The 22846-nt window shown below is 63.3% G+C and carries 18 protein-coding genes and 2 pseudogenes; 10 read left to right on the top strand and 10 right to left on the bottom strand.

Features of this window, described 5'->3' with window-relative positions; translation table 11 throughout:
* The first annotated feature begins 20 nt into the window (after positions 1-20).
* The 7 genes and pseudogenes from PD885_RS08535 (at position 21) to PD885_RS08500 (ending at position 7927) form a co-directional block, all read left to right on the top strand.
* A complete protein-coding gene (locus PD885_RS08535; protein WP_088056803.1) occupies positions 21-623 on the top strand; it encodes an IMPACT family protein in 603 nt (200 codons plus the stop codon).
* On the top strand, positions 620-2389 hold the full coding sequence (locus PD885_RS08530) for an ABC transporter transmembrane domain-containing protein (protein WP_065975178.1): 1770 nt from the start codon (positions 620-622) through the stop codon (positions 2387-2389). Before PD885_RS08535 ends, PD885_RS08530 begins: the two co-directional genes overlap by 4 nt.
* A gap of 23 nt (positions 2390-2412) precedes the next feature.
* Positions 2413-2999, top strand: a pseudogene (locus PD885_RS08525) (LysR substrate-binding domain-containing protein); the annotation flags it as partial.
* 94 nt (positions 3000-3093) lie between these two features.
* Complete coding sequence (locus PD885_RS08515) at positions 3094-4782, top strand: ATP-binding cassette domain-containing protein (protein WP_088056802.1); 1689 nt, start codon at positions 3094-3096, stop codon at positions 4780-4782.
* The gene (locus PD885_RS08510) at positions 4766-5851 is read left to right on the top strand and encodes an HlyD family secretion protein (protein ID WP_002804372.1); all 1086 of its coding nucleotides are present in this window, start codon (positions 4766-4768) and stop codon (positions 5849-5851) included. Before PD885_RS08515 ends, PD885_RS08510 begins: the two co-directional genes overlap by 17 nt.
* Complete coding sequence (locus PD885_RS08505; RefSeq protein WP_002804370.1) at positions 5848-7251, top strand: TolC family protein; 1404 nt, start codon at positions 5848-5850, stop codon at positions 7249-7251. Before PD885_RS08510 ends, PD885_RS08505 begins: the two co-directional genes overlap by 4 nt.
* Positions 7252-7732: 481 nt before the next feature.
* On the top strand, positions 7733-7927 hold the full coding sequence (locus tag PD885_RS08500; protein WP_002804368.1) for a hypothetical protein: 195 nt from the start codon (positions 7733-7735) through the stop codon (positions 7925-7927).
* Between the two features lie 254 nt (positions 7928-8181).
* Here PD885_RS08500 and PD885_RS08495 read toward each other — a convergent pair whose 3' ends face one another.
* The 6 genes from PD885_RS08495 to hrcA all read right to left on the bottom strand — a co-directional run bounded on the left by PD885_RS08495 (position 8182) and on the right by hrcA (position 15504).
* On the bottom strand, positions 8182-9309 hold the full coding sequence (locus PD885_RS08495) for a prephenate dehydrogenase (RefSeq protein WP_002804366.1): 1128 nt from the start codon (positions 9307-9309) through the stop codon (positions 8182-8184).
* Positions 9306-10214, bottom strand: coding sequence for a pyridoxal kinase (gene pdxY / locus PD885_RS08490; RefSeq protein ID WP_002804365.1), 909 nt, complete (start codon positions 10212-10214; stop codon positions 9306-9308). Before pdxY ends, PD885_RS08495 begins: the two co-directional genes overlap by 4 nt.
* Before the next feature lie 267 nt (positions 10215-10481).
* Positions 10482-11615, bottom strand: coding sequence for a molecular chaperone DnaJ (gene dnaJ / locus PD885_RS08485; RefSeq protein WP_002804364.1), 1134 nt, complete (start codon positions 11613-11615; stop codon positions 10482-10484).
* Positions 11616-11769: 154 nt separating this feature from the next.
* Positions 11770-13695 carry a molecular chaperone DnaK gene (gene dnaK, locus PD885_RS08480; protein ID WP_002804363.1) on the bottom strand — a complete coding sequence of 642 codons (1926 nt, stop codon included), beginning with the start codon at positions 13693-13695 and terminating at the stop codon, positions 11770-11772.
* A gap of 142 nt (positions 13696-13837) precedes the next feature.
* Entirely contained in the window at positions 13838-14356 is a 519-nt protein-coding gene (gene grpE / locus PD885_RS08475; protein WP_002804362.1) for a nucleotide exchange factor GrpE, read from the bottom strand.
* Between the two features lie 116 nt (positions 14357-14472).
* A complete protein-coding gene (gene hrcA, locus PD885_RS08470) occupies positions 14473-15504 on the bottom strand; it encodes a heat-inducible transcriptional repressor HrcA (protein WP_002804361.1) in 1032 nt (343 codons plus the stop codon).
* A gap of 139 nt (positions 15505-15643) precedes the next feature.
* On the opposite strand from hrcA, the gene recN reads away from it, so the two are divergent.
* A complete protein-coding gene (recN, locus tag PD885_RS08465) occupies positions 15644-17308 on the top strand; it encodes a DNA repair protein RecN (protein ID WP_002804360.1) in 1665 nt (554 codons plus the stop codon).
* Positions 17309-17637: 329 nt separating this feature from the next.
* Here the strand turns inward: recN and fur are convergent, their stop codons facing one another.
* Positions 17638-18048 (bottom strand): ferric iron uptake transcriptional regulator, encoded by a 411-nt coding sequence (gene fur / locus PD885_RS08460; protein ID WP_002804358.1) that lies wholly within the window; start codon positions 18046-18048, stop codon positions 17638-17640.
* Between the two features lie 104 nt (positions 18049-18152).
* Here fur and PD885_RS08455 point away from each other — a divergent pair, with 104 nt between their 5' ends.
* Positions 18153-18548: an outer membrane protein assembly factor BamE gene (locus PD885_RS08455; protein WP_002804351.1), complete on the top strand. Its 396-nt coding sequence runs from the start codon at positions 18153-18155 to the stop codon at positions 18546-18548.
* 333 nt (positions 18549-18881) lie between these two features.
* Here the strand turns inward: PD885_RS08455 and PD885_RS08450 are convergent, their stop codons facing one another.
* Positions 18882-19157: an RnfH family protein gene (locus PD885_RS08450; RefSeq protein ID WP_002804349.1), complete on the bottom strand. Its 276-nt coding sequence runs from the start codon at positions 19155-19157 to the stop codon at positions 18882-18884.
* A gap of 14 nt (positions 19158-19171) precedes the next feature.
* Positions 19172-19603 carry a type II toxin-antitoxin system RatA family toxin gene (locus tag PD885_RS08445; RefSeq protein ID WP_002804347.1) on the bottom strand — a complete coding sequence of 144 codons (432 nt, stop codon included), beginning with the start codon at positions 19601-19603 and terminating at the stop codon, positions 19172-19174.
* A 60-nt stretch (positions 19604-19663) separates the two neighbouring features.
* Between PD885_RS08445 and smpB the strand changes: the two genes are divergently transcribed.
* A complete protein-coding gene (smpB, locus tag PD885_RS08440; RefSeq protein WP_002804345.1) occupies positions 19664-20167 on the top strand; it encodes an SsrA-binding protein SmpB in 504 nt (167 codons plus the stop codon).
* Positions 20168-20300: 133 nt separating this feature from the next.
* Here smpB and PD885_RS08435 read toward each other — a convergent pair.
* A pseudogene (locus tag PD885_RS08435) lies at positions 20301-22758 on the bottom strand (S8 family serine peptidase).
* Positions 22759-22846 lie beyond the last annotated feature (88 nt).

Raw genomic sequence — 22846 nt, 5'->3', positions numbered from 1 at the left:
CTCGCGTAGACTCGCATAGAATGGCGGCGATGCTCGATACCCTCGCCGCTGACGCGCACCATAGCCTGGACATCAAGCACAGTCGCTTTCTGGCCCACGCTGCTGCACTGGACGATCCCGCGCATACGCGGGAGACCGTGCAGCGCGTGTCGGTGCCGGGCGCCACGCACGATTGCCGGTCATCCCGGTTTGGTCAGGACGACCGCGCCAGCGACGATGGCGAGTACAGCGGCACCGCTTGCCGGCCGATCCTGGCGGCCGCCGACGGCCAGGGCGATGACCGTGTGGTCGTGGTTGATACGCGCTGGGACGGCGGAATCAAGCTCAGTGTCGGCGGCGTGGTGCGTGCTTACGCAGGCACGGCAGCCGAATGGCTGCGGCTGGCAACACTGCAGCCATTGATCGCCTTGTCGCTGACCGAGCTGCAATGCCGGTTCGACAACCTAAGCCTGGTGCACGCGGCGCTTGCTGCCTTCCATGCCGACAAACTGGGTGAACATTTCGACGCGACCGCTGCTGCATTGCAAGTGCAATTGCCTGCAGATCAGCTCGCCGGCTTTAAAACCCGCCTGTGCGACGCCACTGGCAATCGTGTACACATCTCAACACCGGAAGCTGCATGAATCAGCCAGCCGCTGCTAGCCACAACCCGTTGAGGAAGCTTGGCAGCCTGCGCACCCTTTGGCCGTTCGTACAACGCCAGCGCGGTCTGTTCGCCGCCTGGTTGATTGCGCTTGCGATTTCATCCGCCGCCACGCTGAGCCTTCCGGCAGCGGTCAAACAGATGATCGACCACGGCTTCTCTGGTGGCTCGCAGATCAACCAGGCGTTCGCACTTTTGTTTGCGGTCGCCGTGGTACTGGCACTGGCCACCGCCGCGCGTTTTTACTTTGTCGCATTGCTGGGCGAAAAAGTCGTTGCCGATCTGCGCGGCCGCCTGTATGCGCATCTGATCGGGCTGGATGCCGGCTTTCATGATCGCAGCCGCAGCGGCGAGCTGGTCTCGCGCCTGTCGGCCGATAGCGAATTGCTGCGCGGGGTGATCAGTACCACCATGTCGGTGGCGTTGCGCAGTTCGGTGACCGTGATCGGCAGCATGGTGATGTTGTTCGTCACCAGTCCACGTCTGGCCGGATTCACCCTGATCGGCATTCCGCTTGCGGTGCTGCCGATCGTGCTGGGCGCGCGGCGCCTGCAGAAGATTTCGCGCGCAAGCCAGGATCGCGTAGCCGATGCCAATACGCTGGCAGCCGAAACACTGGGTGCAGTGCGCACGGTGCAGGCGCATGCGCGCGAGCGCTACGAGAGCCAGCGTTTCAACAAGGCGCTGTTCGCAGCGATCGATACGGCGAAGCTGCGTATCCGCACCCAGGCCACCGTGACAGCAGTGGCGATCATGCTGATCTTCGGCGCAATCGTCGCTGTGCTGTGGCTGGGCGCACACGATGTGATCGGTGGGCGCATGACGCCCGGCACGCTGGGCCAGTTCGTGCTGTATGCCTTGATCGGCGGTGGCTCGGTCGGTGCGTTGGCCGAGGTGTGGAATGAATTGCAGCGTGCTGCCGGCGGCATGGGCCGGGTCGGCGACTTGCTCGACGAGCAGTCGGCGATCGTGGCGCCAGCCACACCGCAGCCGTTGCCGCAACCGCTACGCGGTGCAATCCAATTCGATCAGGTGGTGTTCCATTATCCGCAGCGTCCCGATGCGCCGGCGCTGGATGGCTTCGACTTGCATGTCCGCCCCGGCGAAACCGTGGCGCTGGTTGGCCCATCGGGGGCCGGCAAGAGCACGGTGTTGTCGATGCTGCTGCGCTTCCACGATCCGGTCAGCGGCAAGGTGCGCATCGACAATGTGGATCTGCGCGACACCGACCCGGTATTGCTACGCGAACGGATCGCACTGGTGCCGCAGCAACCCGCGCTGTTTGCCGCCAGCGCTGCCGACAACATCCGCTACGGGCGGCTGGAAGCGAGCGACGCCGAGGTGGAAGCCGCAGCCGCAGCCGCCGAAGCCGCTATCTTTATCCGCGCCCTGCCCCAAGGCTACGCCAGCGAACTCGGCGAGCGCGGCACCCGCTTGTCCGGCGGCCAGCAGCAGCGTGTGGCGATTGCGCGGGCGTTGCTGAAGGACGCGCCGATCCTGTTACTGGACGAGGCCACCAGCGCGCTGGACGCGCAGAGCGAGCGCGCTGTGCAGCAGGCGCTGGACCGACTGATGGAGGGGCGTACCACGCTGGTCATCGCGCATCGTCTGGCGACCGTGCTCAAGGCCGACCGCATCGTGGTGATGGATGCCGGCCGCATCGTCGCGCAGGGCACGCACGCGCAACTGGTTGCCGAGGGAGGGCTTTATGCAGAACTGGCGCGCTTGCAGTTCATCGATCAATGACGCCCGGCTGACACCCGCCGCCGCCCACACTCAGTGCCTACCTGATGCCTGGCATGGTGGCGTTCGCACCGCGAACATCCGGCATTGCGCGTGCATGCGCGCGAAAGCTTGCCAACCGCGCTCGTCAGCGGTCTGGCCAGCGGCATGCATGGTCTGATCCTTGCGCAACTGCCGGTGGCCGGCCGCGGCCTGCACAGTGAACGGCTGTTCCGCGAACCGCTGCATGTCACTATGGCCGCCGATCACCCGCTGCGCACCAAAGCCTTCATCACCCTGGCCGATCTGCGCGGCGCCAATTTGCCCACCTTGCCGCCCGAGTACCGGTTGGCCAAACAGGTCGCCGCAATCGCCATGGAAGTCGGCGCCAACGTCCTGCGCAATTACGAAGGCACCAGTCTGGATGCGATCGGTCAAAATGGCCGGTAGGAGCATGGGCCTTGCATTATTGCCAGCCCTGCATCTGCGCCTGGAAATCCGCGAGGCCGACGATGTGGTCGTCTGGCCCATCAACGGCGGACGCTACTATAGGGAGATGGGTCTGCTGTGGCCGCAAGGCGCAGGACGCGCGCCGGCCTCCGGTTTGATCGCCAATCTACTGCGTGCGGTCGCCACACAGGAAAATCCTATGCGTCGAATAAGCGCTCCGGCCTTGTTCAATACCTGCAACTGGTCAATGCTTAACTGAACTCATCAACGGAAGTCGAATGGCAGCGAAGCGGATCGGATGGCGGGAAGCGGGAAGCTGGCTGGCGGAAATCGTCGGGCCGGACATGCCCTATGTGCGCCTGGCCATGGTGTATGGCGTGGCGATCAGCCTGCTGTCACTGGCCACACCGATCTCGGTGCAGCTGCTGATCAACAGCGTTGCCAACACCGCACTGCCAACGCCGCTGTGGACGCTATCGGGCCTGTTGCTGGGCCTGCTGCTGCTGGTCGCCGGCCTGAGCGCGACGCGGGTGTGGATCATGGCGCTGTTCGAGCGCCGGCTGTTTTCGCGCGTGGTGGCCGAGATCACGGTGCGCGCGGTGCATGCGCAAAACCCGTTCTTCGCCGACCAGAACCGCGGCGACATGTTCAACCGCTACTTCGATCTGGTGGTGGTGCAGAAAGCCGTGCCCAGCCTGGCGATTGGTGCCTTCACCATCGTGCTGCAATCGGCGGTCGGGTTAATCGTCACCAGCTTCTACCACCCGTTCTTTCTTGGCTTCAACGCGCTGCTGCTGCTGGTTATCCTTGGCATCTGGATGATCTGGTCGCGGGGCTCGATTCGCACCGCAGTCGATCTGAGCCATGCCAAACACGAGGCCGCGCATTGGCTGGAAAGTGTTGGCGGCTCGAATGGTTTCTACAAATCCAGCCGTCATCTCGATTTCGCGATGGATCGCTCCGAGGCCGTCACTGCCGCGTATGTGGATCGGCATCGGCGCCATTTCCGCTACAGCTTCACCCAGACGGCGGCATTTCTGCTGGTCTATGCGATCGCCAGCGCCGCGTTACTGGCGCTGGGTGGCAACCTGATCCTTCGCGGCGAACTATCGATCGGCCAGCTGGTGGCGGCTGAGCTGATCCTGAGCGCGGTCTTCTACGGCATCTCACAACTTGGCGGGTATCTGGACGCGTTCTACGACCTGGTGGCAAGTTCCGAAGAGCTGTCGCTGCTGTTCGCTATCCCGCAGGAACGCGCTGTGGTGGCGTCGGGAAAGACGCCGGGCAACAGTGCGGTGCGGCTGGATGGCGTGGTGATCGACGGTGCGCGTTTCGACTTTTCGCTGGCTGCCGGCGAACAGTTGGTCATGCTGGCCGACGGCGGCGCGGAGCGACTGCTGGCGATGGTGCTGAAGCGCCACGTGGTACCCGATCGCGGCTTGGTGATGGTGGGCGGCGCGGACATGGCGACCTTTGACATGTACTTGTTGCGCTCGGAAGTGACGGTGCTGGACCGACCGACTATAGTCGAGGTCACCATTCGCGAATATCTGTCAATGGCCTCGGCCGACGTGAGCTCCGAGGCGATGCTGGAGGCGATCGATGCGGTCGGGCTGCGCAGCCGCATCGCTGCGCTTGCGCACGGTCTAGATACGCGGTTGGCGGCGTCGGGCTATCCACTGTGGATCGGCGAAGTCATGGCGTTGAAGCTGGCCAATGCGCTGCTGGTGCGCCCGCGCGTGCTGATGCTGTCGCAGCTGTACGACCTAATTCCGGCCGAGCGCCTGACCAGGGTGCTGCGCCGTTTGAAGGAGACCGGAACCACCGCGCTGCTGTGCACCGGCAGACCAGAAGACATCACCCTGGATGGTTGGTTCCGCCTGGAGCCCGAGCGGCAGCAGCGCTATGCCACGCGTGCCGAACTGATCGCGTCGACACAGGAGGCCAACGATGCGGCAGGCCCCTGATCGGATCGCGCACTTCCCCACCCTGGCCGCAATGCGACCGCCTAGCATCGCCAAGGCAGTGGCGTGGATGTTGTTGATCGGTATCGGCATCGCCGGTGCGATTCTGGCGCTGGCGCCGTGGGTGCAGACCGCCAGCGGCAAGGGCCAAGTGGTGTCGCTCGACCCGGGCGATCGGCAGCAGCAAGTCACCGCCTTCGTTCCCGGCCGTGTCGAGGCCTGGTACGTGCACGATGGTCAGCATGTCTCGCGCGGCGACCCGATCGCGCGCGTCGGCGATCTGGATCCGGACCTGCTCACCCGCCTGGCCAGCGAACGTGCGCAGGTACAGGCCGAAATCGCCGCCATCCAGCAATCGCGCGCGATCGCCAGCATCGACGTGGCACGCAGCAGGCAATTGCTTGCCGAAGGGCTGGCCGGCCGCCGCGACTACGAGCTGACCCAGATCAAGGTCGCCGAAACCGATGCGAAATTGGCCGAGTCGCGCGCCAAACTGACCCGCATCGACATCCAATTGAACCGCCAATCCGCACAGCTGGTGCGTGCACCGCGCGACGGCCGCGTGCAGCAGCTCAACGCCGCCAGCGGCAGCGCGATGGTCTCGCCCGGCACTGTGCTCGCAGTCATCGCCCCGGAACGGGTGGAGCGCGCGGTAGAGCTGTATATCGACGGCCGTGACGTGCCGCTGATCCGCCCTGGCCACCCAGTGCGGCTGGAGTTCGAAGGCTGGCCAGCAATCCAGTTCAGCGGCTGGCCGTCGGTGGCGCACGGCATGTTCGACGGCCGCGTGCGCGCGATCGACCCCAATGCCGCGCACGATGGCCTGTTCCGCATTCTGGTCGAGCCTGCACCGGGCAAGCCGGCTTGGCCAGCGCAAGAGTTCGCCCGCCAGGGCGGCAGGGTGCGCGGCTGGGTGCAGGGCGAGACGGTACGGGTCGGCTACGAACTATGGCGCCAGCTCAACAACTTCCCGCTCGAATTCGGCCGGCGCCCCACCGCGACCACGCAGGATGAGGGCAAGGCCAAACCGGCAGCGTCCAAGGCCGAAGACGACGCGACGGGCAAGAAATGATTCGCCGTCTTGTCGTCTTGCTGATCGCGCTCGCGCCAGGCGTGGCGCTCGCCCACACCACTCCGCTGACCCTAGCCGAGGTGCTGCAGTCCTCGGCCCGCACCGCGCCGCAGATTGTCGAATCGCTGGCGAAGGTCCGTCAGGCCCAAGGCAAAGGGATGTCGGCCAATGGCGCATTCGACACCGTGTTCGACATCGACGCTCGCTCGCGCGAGGCTGGCTACTATGACGGCGCAGCGATCGAAAGCAGCATCAAGCGACCGTTCGATAACAACGGTGGCTATTACTACGGTGGTTATCGGTCCTCGCGTGGCGCATTCCCGGTCTACGAAGACAAGTCCTACACCGACCGCGGCGGCGAAGTAAAAGTGGGCGCGCTGTACGCGCTACTGCGCGACCGCGTGGTCGACGAACGCCGCAGCCGCCGCAGCGTCGCCAGCTCCGATATCAATGTCGCCCAATACGAAGCGGAGATGGTTGCCATCGGCGTGCAGCGGCGCGCGGTGGACGCCTACCAGAGCTGGGTTGCAGCGGGCCTGAAGCTGCACGCATACAACGACCTGCTGCAATTGGCCGAGCAACGCCGCAACGCCATATCCCGGCAGGTGACGCTGGGCGCGCGGCCCACCATCCTGCTGACCGAAAACGACCAGAACTTGGTGCGTCGACGCGCGTTGGTGGTGCGTTCGGAACAGGAGTTCGCCACTGCAGCCAATGCCTTGTCGCTATATTTGCGCGACGAAGCCGGTATGCCGCTGATCGTCTCCGCCGAGCGCCTTCCGGCCGACACCTCGTCATTGGAGGGCCTAGCCGGCGCCAGCAAGATCACCGCGCCGGTAGAACGCCCCGATTACCGTGCCGTGCTGACCCGAATCGACCAGGCCACCGCGCGGCTGATGTTGGCGCAGAACGATCTGAAACCACGGCTGGATGTGAGTGTCGAAGTCAGCAAGGATCTGGGCGCACCCGGCGTCGGCGGCCCGAACCGCTCGCCAACCGATGCCGTCATCGGCTTCCGTTTCAGCGTGCCGCTGGAAAACCGTGCCGCCAAAGGTCGCGTTGCCGAAGCGCGCGCCGAGATCGAAGCACTGGATCAACGCAGCCGTTTCTTGCGCGACCAGATCTCGGTAGAGGTCGAGTCGGTCGTGATCTCGCTCAACGCAGCCGAGCGGCTGGCGAAGATCGCCGACGAAGAACGCAGCTTGGCAGACCGTCTTGCTGCGGCCGAACGACGCCGCTTCGAACTGGGATCTGGCGACTTTTTTCTGGTCAACCAACGCGAAGAAACCGCCAACGACGCCCGCCTGCGCCTGATCGATGCGCAGGCGCGCATTGCCTCGGCACGCGCCGAACTGGCAGCGGCAACCGCCGACAGGGATGCGCTGCAGCTGAGTCGCTGAGTGGTCAGTGACTGCCTTGCAGAGCAGTAGATGCTGGTTAGCTGAGTGTTGTTAACTGAGCGTGGTTGGTTACTCTGGTTATCAGCGACGCCTAACTCCGATCCTCGCTCCAAGCGAGCTGTTGTTATCGCGACAAGCAGGTATCACTGCGCAAAATTGCTTAAGGCCGGTATTGCCAAGCGCGATACCGGCTGCACTGGGTTGGTGAACCTAGTTTGTCTGTTTGAGCATGCTAGACCCGCTCTCATCCGGTGCAGCACGCTCCGATTCTCAATGGCACATGACGCATCGAACACGCGCGCAACTACTGCCGAAGACGCACTGCATGCTGACGAGTTCGACTTGAACCGCCCGAATTGCAGTCCATCCCGCAATGACGCCTGGGTAACACCTGCGCGCACATGCTCGCCTCACCGGCCCGGCGCCGGTGGTGGGATCCCTAGCGATCCGCACTGCAACCTTGGATCATTCGGAGGTGCCTATGTCTTTCCGGCAATTTCCCGCGATCGATGCAGATGGCGAGCCTTACGTCATCATCGAATTTCGCGACGAACAGCAACCCCATTTGCACGCGCAGGCCGCGCCACGTTACGAACTTCCAGATGGCCGCTACCTGCGACGGCAAGGCCAGCGCTTTGTTACCGAAGGTGGGGAACTGCGCCTTTCCACGCCCTGAAATGACATTCGTCATTTTTAACCACTCAAAGCACAGCCCTTGCACTGCAAGGACTGTGCTCGGTTATCCACCTGCTCGTGCAACTTTCATCCACATCGGGTGTGGATGAATTCGTCAAGGTGCGGCACGGCACGATAGTCGATCGATCTGAGCTGGCAGCGCCCGCTTGCCGGTGCGTGACTGCACAGCTTCACCGCACGCGCGTGTGCCCACAGCCCTGAGTGGTCCACTCCGCCGCACACTCTTTGACACCGTCAATCAACCTGGCCAGAACGTTCCAGCACCCGCCCGATGCCGCTGCGGTCGATCTCATTTGCCGCCTTCGCCACTGCCGCGCGATTGCTCTTGGACTCAAAGCCGATGCGGAAGTGCAGCTCGCCCGCTGGCGTACGCGAGGAATGGATCGACGACAGATTGACCCCGTGCTGCTCGAACACATGCAGCAGCGCGCGTAGCGAACCGGGCTGATCTTCCGGCAGATACACGCTTAGCGCCAGCGGCTCGGTGAGATCGGCCAGCAGGTAGCCCACACGCTCATAGGTGTAGTTGCCCGCAGTGAGCGACTCGCGTTGCAGCGCCTGTGCGTTGTCATCCAGGAACTGGCTGCGAAACTGCGCGCGCGCCGCGTCGTCGCCTTGTGCGACCAGTGCGCGCAGCTGCTGCAATTGCAGCAGCATCTGATCGAGCATCTCGCCGACATACGGGTTGCCGAACTGGATGTCTTCGTAGATCGACGGATTGAGCGAGAGGATGCGCGCGATCACCGCATTATCCAGCTCGAACGATGCCGAGCGATACGGCATCAGCGCGCGCAGTTCGCCGAGCAGCGGCGCGTAATCGCGCAAGGTGCCGGCCTGCACCAGATGGGTGGCATGCACCATCGCCTGCACCAAGGCCATGACGCGGTCGTGGTGCTCGGGAGTGGCGTACACGCATTCGGCTTGCAACGCGGCGCACAGCGTTTGCACCCATTCTGACCAGTGCCGTAAGCGCGCTTCGCAGACTACCATCATCCGCCCCTTCAAGGTCGGTGATTTGGGCGGTGCGGTCATCGGGTGCAAACCGACGACCTCTGCCTGAGATGCCAGCATTGCAGCGACCGGCGCCTGTTTGATCGAGGTGACATCCATCCACAACTGCGATGCCGCGCGTGGGCCGGCGAGTTCGACATAGCGCTCGATCAACGTTGCGGTATGCCGAATCGGCGCAGAAAAAATCAGCACATCCGCACGCTGCGCCAGCGTGGCCTCGTCCATGCCCCCGCCATCGGTCGGATCAAAACCGATCACTTCCAGCTGCATGTGTGTGCGCAGAAACTGCGCCAACCAACGTCCGTAAGCGCCGGCAATGCCGACAATACCGACCACCGGCTGCGCCATCATGCCAAGCGCTCGACTGCAAAATGTGGTGCACCTGCGAGCGCGGCCGGCGCAGCAGCCAGCACATCGAACTCCTCGAAACCGGCAGCCAATGTTGCTTCCAATGCGCTATGCACGCCACTGAGCGCGTAACCCACCGCCTGATCGAACGGCATATCGCGCAGCAGGAAACCGATCAGCAGCGCCATCAACACATCGCCGGTACCGGCGACATCCACCGGCAAATGCGGCGTGGCCCAGCGATACACCGCATCATTGCTGACCGCCAAGGTCACCAACTCCCCCGGCGCACCGGCGACGCTGTGCGCGAGTACCCACTGCGGGGCGCGCGCCAGCAAAGCGCGTGCAGCGACGATGGCATCGTGCTGCTCCAGACTCGGCAATCCGGTCAATCGCCCGAGTTCGAAAGCATTGGGCGTGACCAGCCAGGCATGCGGCAACAGTCGCTCGGCGAAGACGCGCTCCAGTCCGGATTCGACATACGGGCCGGTGTGCGTATCGCCGATCACCGGATCCAGGCAATAACGTAGCTGCGGCGTCTGCGGCAAGGTCTGTTCGAGCCAATCGGCGAAGACTTCGCCATTGGCCAGACTGCCGAAGTAGCCGGACACCAGCATGCGCGCACGCTGTGGGAGGCCGCGTTCGGTAACGCCGAGCAACAGATCAGCCAACCAGTCGGCAGGCAGGACGCGGCCGCGCAAGGTCGCATAGAACGGCGCATTGCTCAGTAGCGTTGTCGGCACTTCCGCCACGCGTAGCCCGAGCGCACGTAGCGGTGGCACGGCAGCGCTGTTGCCGGCATGGCCATAAACCAATTGCGACTGCACCGAAATCACATCGATCGGCGAAGGACCATCCGGACGCTGACGGCGACCGTGGACAAGGTGGCTATCGGTTGCATCGCTCATGGTGGCGGTCGTGTTGGAAGAGATGGCGCCATTATCCGCGCAACGCCGAAAGCATGCTGTAAACACAACGCACCATAAAAACCCTACGCACTAGAACAGAATGGCGGAAGGCGGCACGGAGGAAAACGGCACGACGTCGAAACAGTGCCATGCCAAAGCAGCACATCGCTGCATTGCCAGGCGCAATGCCAGCACGCAGCTCAACATGAAATGGCCCGGTGCGCAGCTTGCTGCATGCCGGGCCATTGTTGGATCAGGACGCCTGGATCAAGACGTCATCCGATCCCAGAACCCCTTGACGCCATCGATAAACGTGGCCGACTTGGGCGAATGCTTGCGTGCATCCTCACCGGTGAACGTCGCCTCGAACTGCTGCAGCAGCTCTCGCTGATCGGCAGTCAGATTCACCGGCGTTTCGACCACGACGCGGCAATACAGATCGCCTTCGCCACGGCTACGCACCGAACGCACGCCCTTGCCGCGCAGACGGAACAACTTGCCGGTCTGCGTCTCGGCCGGAATGCGGATTTCCGCTTCGCCGCCCAAGGTCGCCACGCGCACGGTGTCGCCAAGTGCCGCCTGCGAAATGCGGATCGGCACTTCGCAATGCAGATCGTCGCCATCGCGCTGGAAGATTGCATGCTCACGCACGCGCACTTCCACATACAGATCGCCTGGCGGCGTGCCGGCCGGGCCGGCCTCACCTTCGCCCGCCAGGCGGATGCGGTCGCCGGTATCCACACCGGCGGGCACCTTGATCGACAGCACCTTGTGTTCTTCCACGCGACCGGCACCATGGCACGTCTTGCAAGAATTCTGGAGCAACGTGCCGCGCCCATCGCAATGCGGGCAGCTCTGCTGCATCGCAAAGATGCCGCGTTGAATACGTACTTGGCCGCGTCCATGGCAAGTGCCACACACGTCGACATTGCCGTCTTCCGAACCGCTACCGTGGCAGGGTTCGCACTCGATCAGAGTCGGAATCTCGATGCGTCGCTCGATGCCGGCGACGGCTTCTTCCAGATCCAGCTCCAACACGTAGCCGACGTCGGCGCCACGGCGCGCGGCGCGCGGACCGGCGGCACCACCGCCGAAAATATTGCCGAAGATATCGCCGAAGATATCTCCCATATCCGGGCCACCCGGCCCACCGCCACCACCGCCTCCCATGCCGTGCTCGAACGCAGCGTGACCATGCGTATCGTAGGCGCGGCGCTTGTGGCCGTCCGACAATACTTCATAGGCTTGTTTGCACTCCTTGAACATCGCCTCGGAAGCAGCGTCGCCCGGATTGCGGTCCGGGTGATGCTTCATCGCACAGCGCCGATACGCCTTCTTCAGCTCATCGTCGCTGGCGCCACGGGCCACGCCCAGCACTTCGTAGTAATCGCGTTTGCTCATAAGCGGGGATTTTGGGTTTCGTGATTCGTTTAAAACGCGAAAGCGGACAGCGTGCGCTGATCCGCCTTGGCGACGCGACGCGTAGAGGACATCGGGCGGGGACCCACACGCACAACGGCGTGCGAATCCCCACTCACGACTCCCAAATCACGGCTTACTTCTTGTCGTCCTTGACCTCGGTGAACTCGGCGTCCACCACGTCATCGGCTGCCTTGGAGGCCTGCGCATTGCCGCTCGCTGTATCTGCAGCGCCGCCCTGTTCTGCTGCCGCAGCCGCTGCGTACAACGCCTGACCGGCTTCTTCCAGAGTCTTGCTGCGGGCTTCGATCTGCGCCTTGTCGTCGCCCTTCATGGCGGTTTCCAGATCCGACAACGCCGCTTCCACCTTGCCGATCACATCGCCGCCGACCTTGCTGCCATGCTCGGTGATCGCGGTGCGGGTGGAGTGGATCAGGCCATCGGCCTGGTTGCGGGTCTGCACCAGCTCCTGGAACTTCTTGTCTTCTTCGCGATTAGCCTCCGCGTCGGCGACCATGCGCTGGATCTCTTGATCCGACAGACCCGAACCTGCCTTGATCTCGACCTTCTGTTCCTTGTTGGTCTTCTTGTCTTTGGCCGACACATGCAGGATGCCGTTGGCGTCGATGTCGAAGGACACCTCTACCTGCGGCATGCCACGCGGTGCCGGCTCGATGCCGGACAGATCGAACTTAGCCAGCGACTTGTTGAAGCGGGCCTGCTCGCGCTCACCCTGCAACACGTGCACGGTCACGGCCGACTGGTTGTCCTCGGCAGTGGAGAAGGTCTGCGACGCCTTAGTCGGGATGGTGGTGTTCTTTTCGATGATCTTGGTGAACACGCCGCCCATGGTCTCGATACCCAGCGACAGCGGGGTCACGTCCAGCAGCAGCACGTCCTTGACGTCGCCGGTCAGCACGCCGCCCTGGATCGCAGCGCCGACAGCCACGGCTTCGTCCGGGTTGACGTCCTTACGCGGTTCCTTGCCGAAGAAATCGGCAACCGCCTGCTGCACCTTAGGCATGCGGGTCTGACCACCGACCAGGATCACTTCGTTGATGTCGCTGGCACGCAGGCCGGCATCGTTCAACGCGGTGCGGCACGGATCGATCGACTTCTTGACCAGATCTTCCACCAGCGCTTCGAGCTTGGCACGGGTCACCTTGATGTTGAGGTGCTTCGGGCCTGACGCATCGGCGGTGACGTACGGCAGATTGACTTCGGTCTGCTGGCTGGTCGACAGCTCGATCTTGGCGCGCTCTGCAGCGTCCTTCAGGCGCTGCAGTGCCAACGGATCCTTACGCAGATCGATACCCTGATCCTTGTTGAATTCGTCAACCAGGTACTCGATGACGCGGTTGTCGAAGTCTTCGCCGCCCAGGAAGGTGTCGCCGTTGGTGGCCAGCACTTCGAACTGCTTCTCGCCGTCGACTTCGGCAATCTCGATGATCGACACGTCAAAGGTGCCGCCTCCCAAGTCGTACACCGCAATCTTGCGGTCGCCGCCGTTCTTGTCCAGGCCATAGGCCAGGGCCGCAGCAGTCGGCTCATTGATGATGCGCTTGACGTCCAGACCAGCGATGCGGCCGGCGTCCTTGGTGGCCTGACGCTGGCTGTCGTTGAAGTACGCCGGCACCGTGATCACCGCTTCGGTGACCTTCTCACCCAGAAAATCCTCGGCGGTCTTCTTCATCTTTTCCAGCACGCGCGCAGAGATTTCCTGCGGCGCCATGCGCTTGGCATCGCTGGTCTGCACCCATGCATCGCCGTTGTCGTGCGCCAGAATGCCGTACGGCACGTGCGAGATGTCCTTCTGCACTTCGGCGTCGTTGAACTTGCGGCCGATCAGGCGCTTCACCGCGTAGAAAGTGTTCTTCGGGTTGGTCACCGCTTGGCGCTTGGCCGAGGCACCGACCAGCACTTCGCCGTCCTTGGTGTAGGCGACGATCGAAGGCGTGGTGCGATCGCCTTCGGAGTTTTCGATGACGCGGGCTTTGCCGCCGTCCATGATCGACACGCACGAGTTCGTGGTGCCGAGGTCAATACCAATGATCTTGCCCATGGATACGCTCCTGATGATTCTCTAGCTGTGTCCGGCAACGCCGGGCCTGGCTGAGATGTGGGGGTGGTGCGCAGGTGTTCAAGCCACCTGTGCGAATCTGGGTTCCGTGCGAGCGCCTGGCAGTTCAGCCGGGCACTGCCACTCAGTCGTGTCTAGCCACGACCACCAGGGCCGGGCGCAGCAGTCGATCGTTGAGCAGATAGCCTTTCTGGAACACCTGCACGATGTGGCCAGGTGCAATGCCCTCGGCCTCGCCCTGGCTGATCGCCTGGTGCTGCTCCGGGTTGAACGGCTGGCCGACCGGATCGAGCAGGGTCAGGCCGTTGTCGGCAGCGACCTTGAGCAACTGCTTGTAGGTCATGTCCAGGCCATCGCGCAGCGGACTGGGCTGGGTACCAGCAGCAGTCAGGCCCGCGTCCAGGCTATCGAACACCGGCAGCAGCTCGCCTAGCAGCTTCTCGTTGGCGAACTTGCGCGCGTTGTCGACATCGCGCGCGATGCGCTTGCGCTGGTTTTCCAGGTCGGCGCGCTCGCGCAGGGCCTCGGCTTTGACCAGCGCGATCTCGCTGCGCAGCGACTCGATCTCAGCCTTGAGCGGATCGGCCTCGGGTGGGTTCTTCGACAGGTCTTCGGAGTCGAATTCCGGGTGGTCTTGGTTCATATGCAGTTCCCGGGCAAGCGGAACGCCCGCCCCAACGTCACCCCGTATATGGGCGCTCGCGCGCGTTTCAAGCAAAACGATCACGCCGACAAAACGATCATGCCGATCGATCCCGGTTATCGCGTGCCGGGCGGATCCATAGCCGCGCCCAGCACCTGCGCAGCGGTCTCCACCAGCGGAATCACCCGGTCGTAGGCCATGCGTTTGGGTCCGATTACCCCCAGCACGCCCAGCACTTGGCCATTGGCGGTATACGACGCGGTGACCAGCGAGACGTCGTCCAGCGACACCATGCCGGTTTCCTCGCCGATGAAGATGCGCACGCCCGGCGCCTGGATGGTGCGTTCGAGCAGCTGCAGAATCTCGCGCTTGCTGGCGAAGGCCTCGAACAGCTCGCGCAGCCGGTCCAGGTCCGACAAGTCCTGCACACCCATCAGCCGGGTCTGCCCGGCCATCACCATGTCGTCGGCCTCGGCGGGCACCAGCGCCTCGCTGGCCAGATCTACGCTATGCGCAAGCAACTGTTCCATCTCGTTCTTGGCCATGCGCAGCTCGCGCAGCAGCGAGGCGCGGATGTCCGACAGCGCGCGCCCGGCGAATTGCGCATTCAGATAATTGGCCACCCGCTCCAATTCGGCCGGCTCGTACGCGCGGCGCGGCTCGATCACCCGGTTCTGCACTTCGTTGTCGGCAAACACCAAGATCGCCAGCACCCGCCGTGCGTCCAGTGAAACGAAGTCAATATGCCGAAACGCGAACTGCTCGCGCCGCGGCGCGCTGACCACGCCGACGAAATGGCTCATCGCCGACAACATCTGCGAGGCACTGCCCAGCAACGACTGCGTGCCGTTGCCGCTGGCCAGCTCCGCGCGCAGGCGGCGCACTTCTTCTTCGCCCGGCGGCTGCATCTGCACCAAGCTGTCGACGAACACCCGGTAGCCATGCGCGGTGGGCACCCGCCCGGCCGAGGTATGCGGGGAGCTGAGCAGACCCGCGTCTTCCAAATCGGCAAGAATATTGCGGATGGTCGCCGGGCTGACGTCCAACCCCGCATGCTGGGCCAACGTTTTGGAGCCCACCGGCTCGCCATCGCGGATGTAGCGCGCGATCAAGGTGCGCAGCAATTGGCGAGCGCGGGGGTCGAGCATTGGGGACTGGGACGCGCGCATGGGATCATCCGGTGAGACTGGGCATAGATAATGTCTGGCCCCGGGGATGGCAAGCGTCCAATTCCCCGCCTGCGCTCTCCCACCCTAAAGCTTGCTTATAGCGTTCACACTCGACCCCATGCTCAGACATCTTTCGATCAAGGATTTCGCCGTTGTTCGCGCCAGCGAACTCGAATTCGGGCCAGGCTTGACCGTGGTGTCGGGCGAAACCGGCGCCGGCAAGTCGCTGATGGTGGACGCACTTGGCTTTCTGTCCGGCCTGCGCGCCGATAGCGGCGTGGTCCGCCATGGTGCCGACCGCGCCGAGCTGTCGGCCGAATTCCAGTTGCCGGCCGCGCATCCAGGCCTGAGCTGGCTGGCTGACAACGAACTGGACGACGACGCGCAATGCCAGCTGCGCCGGATCATCCGCGCCGATGGCGGCTCGCGGGCCTGGATCAACGGCCGTCCGGTCACCTCGTCGCAATTGGCAGAACTGGCATCGCGACTGGTGGAGATCCACGGTCAGCACGAGCACCAGGCATTGATGGTGCGTCACAGCCAGCTCGCCCTGCTCGACGCCTACGCCCGTAACAGCGCACAACGCGACCAGGTGCGTCAGGCCAGCCAACGCTGGCAGGCGTTGCTGGACGAGCGCGATGCGCTTTCGGCGCAAGGCGATGTTTCCGATCTCATCGGTTTTCTGGAACATCAGCTCGGCGAACTGGAGCGCGAAGACCTCGACCCGGCCGCCATCGCCGCGCTGGACGTCAACCATCGTCGTCAGGCGCATGCCACCGCACTGATCGCTGCCTGCGACAGCGTCGCCCAGCAACTCAATGGCGACGACAGCGCCTCGGCGCTTGGCCTGTTGCAAGACAGCCGCCACGACCTGGCCCGCGTTGCCGAGCACGAACCGCGGCTGGGCGACGTCGAGGCACTGCTGGACAGCGCCGTGATCCAGATCGAAGAAGCGCTGGCCCTGCTCGACCGCGTGCGCGACGACTTGGAAGCCGACCCGGCACAGTTCGAGGCCATGGAACGCCGACTCGGCCGCCTGCACGACTTGGCGCGCAAGCACCGCGTCGCTCCGCACGAACTGGCCTCGCACCGCGACCATCTGAGCGCCGAGGTCGAGAGCCTGCGCGGCGCTGATGAACGCTTGCAGCAACTCGACAAGCACATCGACACCGCCACCGGCGTGTGGTGCAGCGCCGCCGACGTCCTCAGTGACAGCCGCAAGACCGCTGCCGAAGCCCTCTCGGCCGCTACTACCACGCTGATCGGCGAGCTAGGCATGGGCGGCGGGCAGTTCCTGATCCAGTTGCTGCCGCAGGAAACACTGCGGCCGGACCCGCACGGCGCCGAGCGGGTGGAATTCCTCGTCGCCGCTAATGCAGGGCAGCCGCCGCGCGCATTGCGAAAAGTCGCCTCCGGTGGCGAGCTGTCGCGGATTTCGTTGGCGATCGAGGTGGCCGCGCTCGGCTTGGACAGCGTGCCTACCATGGTGTTCGACGAGGTCGATTCCGGCATCGGCGGCGCAGTGGCCGACATCGTCGGGCAGAAGCTGCGCGCCCTGGGCGAACAGCGCCAGGTGTTGTGCGTGACCCATTTGCCGCAGGTCGCTGCCAAGGGCCATGCCCACTACCGGGTCAGCAAGGCGCCGGTGGACGGCATGACGCAGAGCGCGGTCGAACTGCTCGGCCCGCAGGCCCGCCAAGAAGAGCTGGCACGCATGCTGGGCGGCGTGGAAGTCAGCAAACAGGCCCGCGCCGCAGCACGCAAGCTATTGCAGAGCGCTTGATCGGCAAGGTTCGTCGGCCAGGGTCGGCGTTCCGGCGCCCGGTTGGCCTTGCTGGCTCAGGTGACCGGCTGGCGTGACCAGATACTGAGCCGTGGCCTATTTGCGCGTGAGGCGGCTTGCAAATTCTGGCACCAAAGGCGCGATATCGTGGGCGACTTGGGACACGTAGTTTAGTGGAACGCGCTAACTGCTAACGGCCAGCTGCCAAACCGATGACAGCAGTGCAACAACGGCACGGCCGCTGCCGCCGGCGTAAATACAAGCGATTTCTCAAACGCACAAGGCGACCGAAGCCGCCTTGTCGTCGTCGCAGTTGCTACGCGTTGCCTTTAGCGTGGACGCTTCTTGCGCACGTACAGCACCAGCGAATGCTCTTCCAGCTCATAGCCGTGCTTGGCCGCGATCTGACGCTGCAGCGCTTCGATCTCTTCACTCTCGAACTCGATGACGTGACCCGTATCCACATCGACCATATGGTCGTGATGGCCGCCACGATCCAGCTCGTATACAGCCTGGCCACCTTCGAAATTGTGCTTCAGCACCAAGCCGGCGGCCTCGAACTGGGTCAGCACCCGGTAGACCGTGGCCAGACCGATTTCGTCGCCGTGATCGAGTAGCTGGCGATAGATGTCTTCTGCGCTGAGGTGGTGGTGATTGCTCTTTTGCTCGAGCAGTTCCAGGATCCGCATACGCGGGTGAGTGACCTTGAGCCCGACTTTGCGCAGGTCGTGGGTTTCCATACGTTCTCCGTTCATTGGCGATTTAGCGCCAGCTGCCTTCAAACGGGTCGCGGCGACCGGCGGGAGTGTATCATCGGCATGATTTCCTCAGCACTTACTCCCCGATGCGCAATCTCCTGCTGGTCGCCGCCGTTGCTCTCTCCACCGCTGGCTGCGGCATCATCTACAAGCAGCCGATCTACCAGGGCAATCTGATCAAACAGAACGCCGTGGAGCAACTGCAGGTAGGCCAGAGCAAGCAGCAGGTCAGCGCGTTGCTGGGTACCCCCTCGATCCCCGATCCGTTCCATGCGCAGCGTTGGGACTATACGTCCACCCAGCGCGTGGACCGTCTGGCGCACACTGAGGTCAAGAACTTCACCGTGTTCTTCGAGAATGAGCAGGTTGCGCGCTGGGAAGGCGATTATTTCCCGTCCCAGGACGAGCAGTTGGCCAAATCGGCCCCCAAGCAGTTCGGCCGCAATCTGACACGCGACAAAAAGAAGCAGCGCGGCCGTTGATGCATGCGGTCAGTCGCCTGCGATCAGCTGGCTGTTGCTGAGGCCTGATCTATAGACCATTGCTTTTGCTTACGCCAATAGTGCTGGTGGGTCAGGCTTTTACGTCGATAATGTTGTTGAGCAAATGCGCGTGCGATTGTCTCCGCTCGGCGGCAGCTTGGATGTGCATGATCTGCTGTGCGTGCACGACCTGCGCAAGACTGCACTTCACTCTACGCGAACAGCGCCTTGCTTGTTGCTTGAGCCCGCTAGAAAACAGAAGTTTTTTTTCAGCGCCGCTGCTGAAAGAGTCCGCTCATTGACGTGCACCAATGCTGCAACTACCCAAGATCGCTAAACGTCGCGGCCGGCTTTGTTACCGGGCCCAGCACGTCGGCGACGCGCCTCTTTTGGATCCAGCAATAGCGGCCTGAGCAACTCGACCCGGTCTCCTTCGCCTAATACCTGCTCTGGTCTAGCGACCAAGCCGTAGATCGCATGCGCTGCAGGCGCCTGCTCAATCGCCAAGCCAGACGCTGCAACCGCCTCGGCAACCGTGGCGCCTTTGGGCAGATCGAGCAGCACCGAATGACAACGGTCCGGCCAGGCCAGCACAACTTCAACGCGCATGACTCAGGCGCGCCCTAAACGTCGCCGCGATCGGCGACCCGCACAAAATCGTTGACCATGCGATCCGCCAAACCCTGGAAACCCAGTGCGAGCGCCGGTCCCAACAGCCGCGAGCTGGTCTCCACTTCCATCGTCAGACTGACCTTGCAGGCATTCTCGCCCAACGACTGAAATTCCCATAGCCCTTCCAAGCGCTTGAACGGGCCGTCGCGCAGATGCATGACGATGCGCCCGGGGCGCTCCAGGATGTTCTCGGTGGTGAACCAAGTGCGGAACGACCCCAGCCCAAGATCCAGGCGTGCCACGATATGCGCCCGGTCCTGTTCGAGCACATGGGCAGCGTCGCACCAGCCGAAGCGGCGCGGATAGGCGGCGACATCATTGACCAGATCGAACATGCGGGAGGTACTGTGTTCGACCAGGGCGCTGCGACGGATGGTAGGCATTCTCTAACTTGTGAAAGACAGAAGATCGTTTGACGACACCGAATCGGCGACAATAGCGGCATGAGCAAGAAACCATCCAAGGATAAAGCAAACGGCGCGACGGCCACCAAAACGATCGCGCTGAACAAGCGTGCGCGTCACGAATACCACCTGGAAGAGCGCTATGAAGCCGGCGTGGCCCTGCAGGGCTGGGAGGTCAAGGCGATCCGCGCTGGCCGCGCCAATATCGTCGACGGCTACGCGTACGTGCGGTCTGGCGAGATTTTCCTGATCGGTGCGCAGATCACCCCGCTGATCCAGGCCTCCTCGCACACGATTCCCGAGGAGCGACGCACCCGCAAACTGCTGCTGCACCGCCGGGAAATCGACAAGGTGCTGAGCAGCGTCGAACGCGACGGCTACACCCTAGTGCCCACCGCGCTGTACTGGAGCAACAACAAGATCAAGCTGGAAATCGCCCTGGCCAAGGGCAAGCAGAATCACGACAAGCGCGACGCCGCCAAGGACCGCGACTGGCAGCGCGACAAGCAGCGCGTGATGCGCCGGCATAATCGCGATGCATGAATCAGGAATGGGGAATCGCAAGAGCCGGGTTCGTTGCCTGCTTCGTGCTTAGCTCATATTGCTGCCGGAGCACGAACTGGGTCCGCGCGCGGCGCCGTGCTTTTACGATTTCCGATTCCCTAGTGCCGATTCCTCACGTCTTTTCAAGCATCCGCATCAAATTCGGCAGCCCCCTGCCCTGCACATAGCGATCGCGCTCCAGGTCGATACTGGTTTCCAGCAGCAGCTGCTTGACCCGATCCGGGAAACCAATGAACTCGCGGCGTGCCGACAAAAAGCCGGCCAGTACGCCGGAGACGTGCGGCGCAGCCATGCTGGTGCCGCTAATCTCCACCATCAGGCTAGCCGGATCTTTTGGATCGAAGCCGTAATAGGCCGACAGGATCTTCTCGCCTGGCGCGACCACATCGAGCTTGCCACGGCCATCGGCTGTCGGCCCGCGCGACGAAAAATACGACACGCCGTAGTTGTGCGGACTGCTCTTGTGCACCGAGCCGACCACGATGGCGTCTTCAAGATTGCCCGGGTCGCTGATCGAGAGGTCCATATTCACCGGATGGGCATCGCCATCGTTGCGCATCAACCAGGCAAGGCCTTCGTTGCCTGCGGCGACGACCACCAACACGCCCTGCCGCCACAGCCGCCACAGCCGCCGCAATTCGTTGCATAACGGCGTAAAGCCGCAGCCACAACTCTCCGGGTCGAAGTAGCCGCCCAGGCTAAGATTCACGCCATGGATGATCAACTGGCTGGCGCGCTCGTTGATCGCGGCCACTTGCTGCACCGCCTTGATCATCCACGAATCGCGGCCGTTTCCTGCATCGTCGAGCACTTTGAAGCCGTACAACTGGGTATCTGGCGCCATGCCGGCAAACTCCAGCGGGCTGCCGGGATTGCTCTGTGCATCAGGAATCACAGCACGACATTGGCCGGCAATGATTCCGGCGATATGCGTGCCGTGCCCATGTCGATCGAGCTTGGCAAACGCATCGCCATCCGCGCGCGTAAGCCGCTTGGCCACACCACGTCGCGTGCAATCCCATTGCGCCACCACGTTGTCGCGTTCACCCTTGACGAAAAAGTGCGGATGGTCAGCCGCGATGCCTGTATCCAGCACCGCCCAACCGATCTGCTGCCCACGCGCGTGATACGCGGTGCGTGCGGCATCGGCATGCAACACGTTGCCGGAGGCGTGGATCAGCGCACGTTTGCCAGCATCGCGCCACACGCGCCGGAACCCCAATGCGCGATAGCGATCCTGCAGCGATTCAATCTCGAAGCGCGTCAGCCGCACCGACACGAAGCGCTGCAAGCTGTCTTCCAGTTCGATCACTTCATCCAACGCGTCGCCACCCAGGCCGGTGCTACGTGCTGCGGTATCGCGTAACTCCGACAACAGCAGCACGCGAACACCAGCCGGGTCGTTGCCCGGCAACCGCCGATCCAGCTAGATCAATACCTCATGCCGATACTCTGGACCGTGCGCTTCGAGTTGCTCGCTGAGATCCTTGATCAACACCACATTGGAGACTGGCTGATCGAAGCCGACACCAACCGTCTCGCGCACTGCGGCACGCACCTGCGGAATCGTTAGATAGCCCGAACCCGAATGCGCGTTGTACGGCCAATCCGGATTCAGGCGTGCGCCGGACAGATTCTCGAAGCGCCCCTTGGCATTGGCAATGTCGCCGGTGAGATCCGAATCAAGCGCGACTGGGTCGCGCGTTTCGGCCACATTGAACCAGCGCTGCACACAGTCGGGAAACGGCAGTTTGCGCGCACCTGTCCAGCGCTTGAACATGCTGCGCATCTGCGGCAAGCCCAGTGGCGAGCCCAGGGTAAGGAACAAGGTGACCTCGCAGTCCGCGGCCTGTAGTTGGCGCAGCACGTCGTAGGCGATCATCGAACCCTGGCTGTGTGCGACCACCACGAATGGCCCGCCGCCCGAGCGCAACCGTTGTGCCAGGCTTTCGCGCATCAGCGCCGCGCGCTCCGGCACGAAGAACAGGTCGTGCACGTCCTGCAGCAACGCAGCGGAAATCAGCCGCAGCAGCAGCCGGTTGATCGCATCGATGGATCCTTTGGCATGCACGCTGCGGAGGGCACGCGCGCCATCCAACTCATCCAGCAGCCGATGCAGATCCGCGCGTTCCTGTTCGTTCTGCGCCAACGCATCGGCCAGCAGATGCAGATCCTGCTCGCCCGGCACTAACCCAAGCGTACTCAAGGTGCGTTGCACGCTCTGGTTGATCGCAGGCCCGACGTCGCGCGCATCGCAGTTGCCCGGCTCGGCGAACGGATAACGCTCGCGATTGACCCAATACGCCAGCCGCGTACGCTCGCCCATCGGCCGCCCGAACAGCGCTTGGTCCCATTGGCAGCGCAGCACCTCGGCTGGCGGCTTGTTGCCGATGCCGTGGATGTAGATCACGGTGCGCGCCCTGCCCTGCACCCGGGTCAACGCGGGCGCCTGCGCCCCCGGCTGCGGTAGATGCTTTTCACGCTGACGCACCGGTTTTTCAGCGCTTTTTGCTGACTTGCGCGGCGCAGCGCGCGCGGGCCGTGGACGGGGGGGGCTTGCCTGTCGCCATCGCTTCGCTCCTTCATTTATAGATTGTGCCGCCCGGCACGGCACTGAAGCCACTGTAAGCGCTGCGTATCTCGCCACTTGTGACAGGG

Origin of the sequence: Xanthomonas fragariae (assembly GCF_900183975.1) — a bacterium.
Taxonomy (GTDB): Bacteria; Pseudomonadota; Gammaproteobacteria; order Xanthomonadales; family Xanthomonadaceae; genus Xanthomonas; species Xanthomonas fragariae.
Note: the sequence above shows the minus strand (reverse complement) of the source record. Positions and strands in the feature narration are given on the sequence as shown.

Excerpts from the sequence above, each read along its gene's own strand:
- dnaK (WP_002804363.1), bottom strand. The coding sequence starts at position 13,695 with ATGGGCAAGATCATTGGTATTGACCTCGGCACCACGAACTCGTGCGTG.
- PD885_RS08505 (WP_002804370.1), top strand. The coding sequence starts at position 5,848 with ATGATTCGCCGTCTTGTCGTCTTGCTGATCGCGCTCGCGCCAGGCGTG.
- PD885_RS08510 (WP_002804372.1), top strand. The coding sequence starts at position 4,766 with ATGCGGCAGGCCCCTGATCGGATCGCGCACTTCCCCACCCTGGCCGCA.
- PD885_RS08500 (WP_002804368.1), top strand. The coding sequence starts at position 7,733 with ATGTCTTTCCGGCAATTTCCCGCGATCGATGCAGATGGCGAGCCTTAC.
- hrcA (WP_002804361.1), bottom strand. The coding sequence starts at position 15,504 with ATGCTCGACCCCCGCGCTCGCCAATTGCTGCGCACCTTGATCGCGCGC.
- dnaJ (WP_002804364.1), bottom strand. The coding sequence starts at position 11,615 with ATGAGCAAACGCGATTACTACGAAGTGCTGGGCGTGGCCCGTGGCGCC.
- PD885_RS08450 (WP_002804349.1), bottom strand. The coding sequence starts at position 19,157 with ATGCGCGTTGAAGTTGTGCTGGCCTGGCCGGACCGTTGTCATTCGGTG.
- smpB (WP_002804345.1), top strand. The coding sequence starts at position 19,664 with ATGAGCAAGAAACCATCCAAGGATAAAGCAAACGGCGCGACGGCCACC.
- fur (WP_002804358.1), bottom strand. The coding sequence starts at position 18,048 with ATGGAAACCCACGACCTGCGCAAAGTCGGGCTCAAGGTCACTCACCCG.
- PD885_RS08515 (WP_088056802.1), top strand. The coding sequence starts at position 3,094 with ATGGCAGCGAAGCGGATCGGATGGCGGGAAGCGGGAAGCTGGCTGGCG.
- grpE (WP_002804362.1), bottom strand. The coding sequence starts at position 14,356 with ATGAACCAAGACCACCCGGAATTCGACTCCGAAGACCTGTCGAAGAAC.
- PD885_RS08455 (WP_002804351.1), top strand. The coding sequence starts at position 18,153 with ATGCGCAATCTCCTGCTGGTCGCCGCCGTTGCTCTCTCCACCGCTGGC.
- PD885_RS08535 (WP_088056803.1), top strand. The coding sequence starts at position 21 with ATGGCGGCGATGCTCGATACCCTCGCCGCTGACGCGCACCATAGCCTG.
- PD885_RS08495 (WP_002804366.1), bottom strand. The coding sequence starts at position 9,309 with ATGATGGCGCAGCCGGTGGTCGGTATTGTCGGCATTGCCGGCGCTTAC.
- PD885_RS08445 (WP_002804347.1), bottom strand. The coding sequence starts at position 19,603 with ATGCCTACCATCCGTCGCAGCGCCCTGGTCGAACACAGTACCTCCCGC.
- pdxY (WP_002804365.1), bottom strand. The coding sequence starts at position 10,214 with ATGAGCGATGCAACCGATAGCCACCTTGTCCACGGTCGCCGTCAGCGT.
- recN (WP_002804360.1), top strand. The coding sequence starts at position 15,644 with ATGCTCAGACATCTTTCGATCAAGGATTTCGCCGTTGTTCGCGCCAGC.
- PD885_RS08530 (WP_065975178.1), top strand. The coding sequence starts at position 620 with ATGAATCAGCCAGCCGCTGCTAGCCACAACCCGTTGAGGAAGCTTGGC.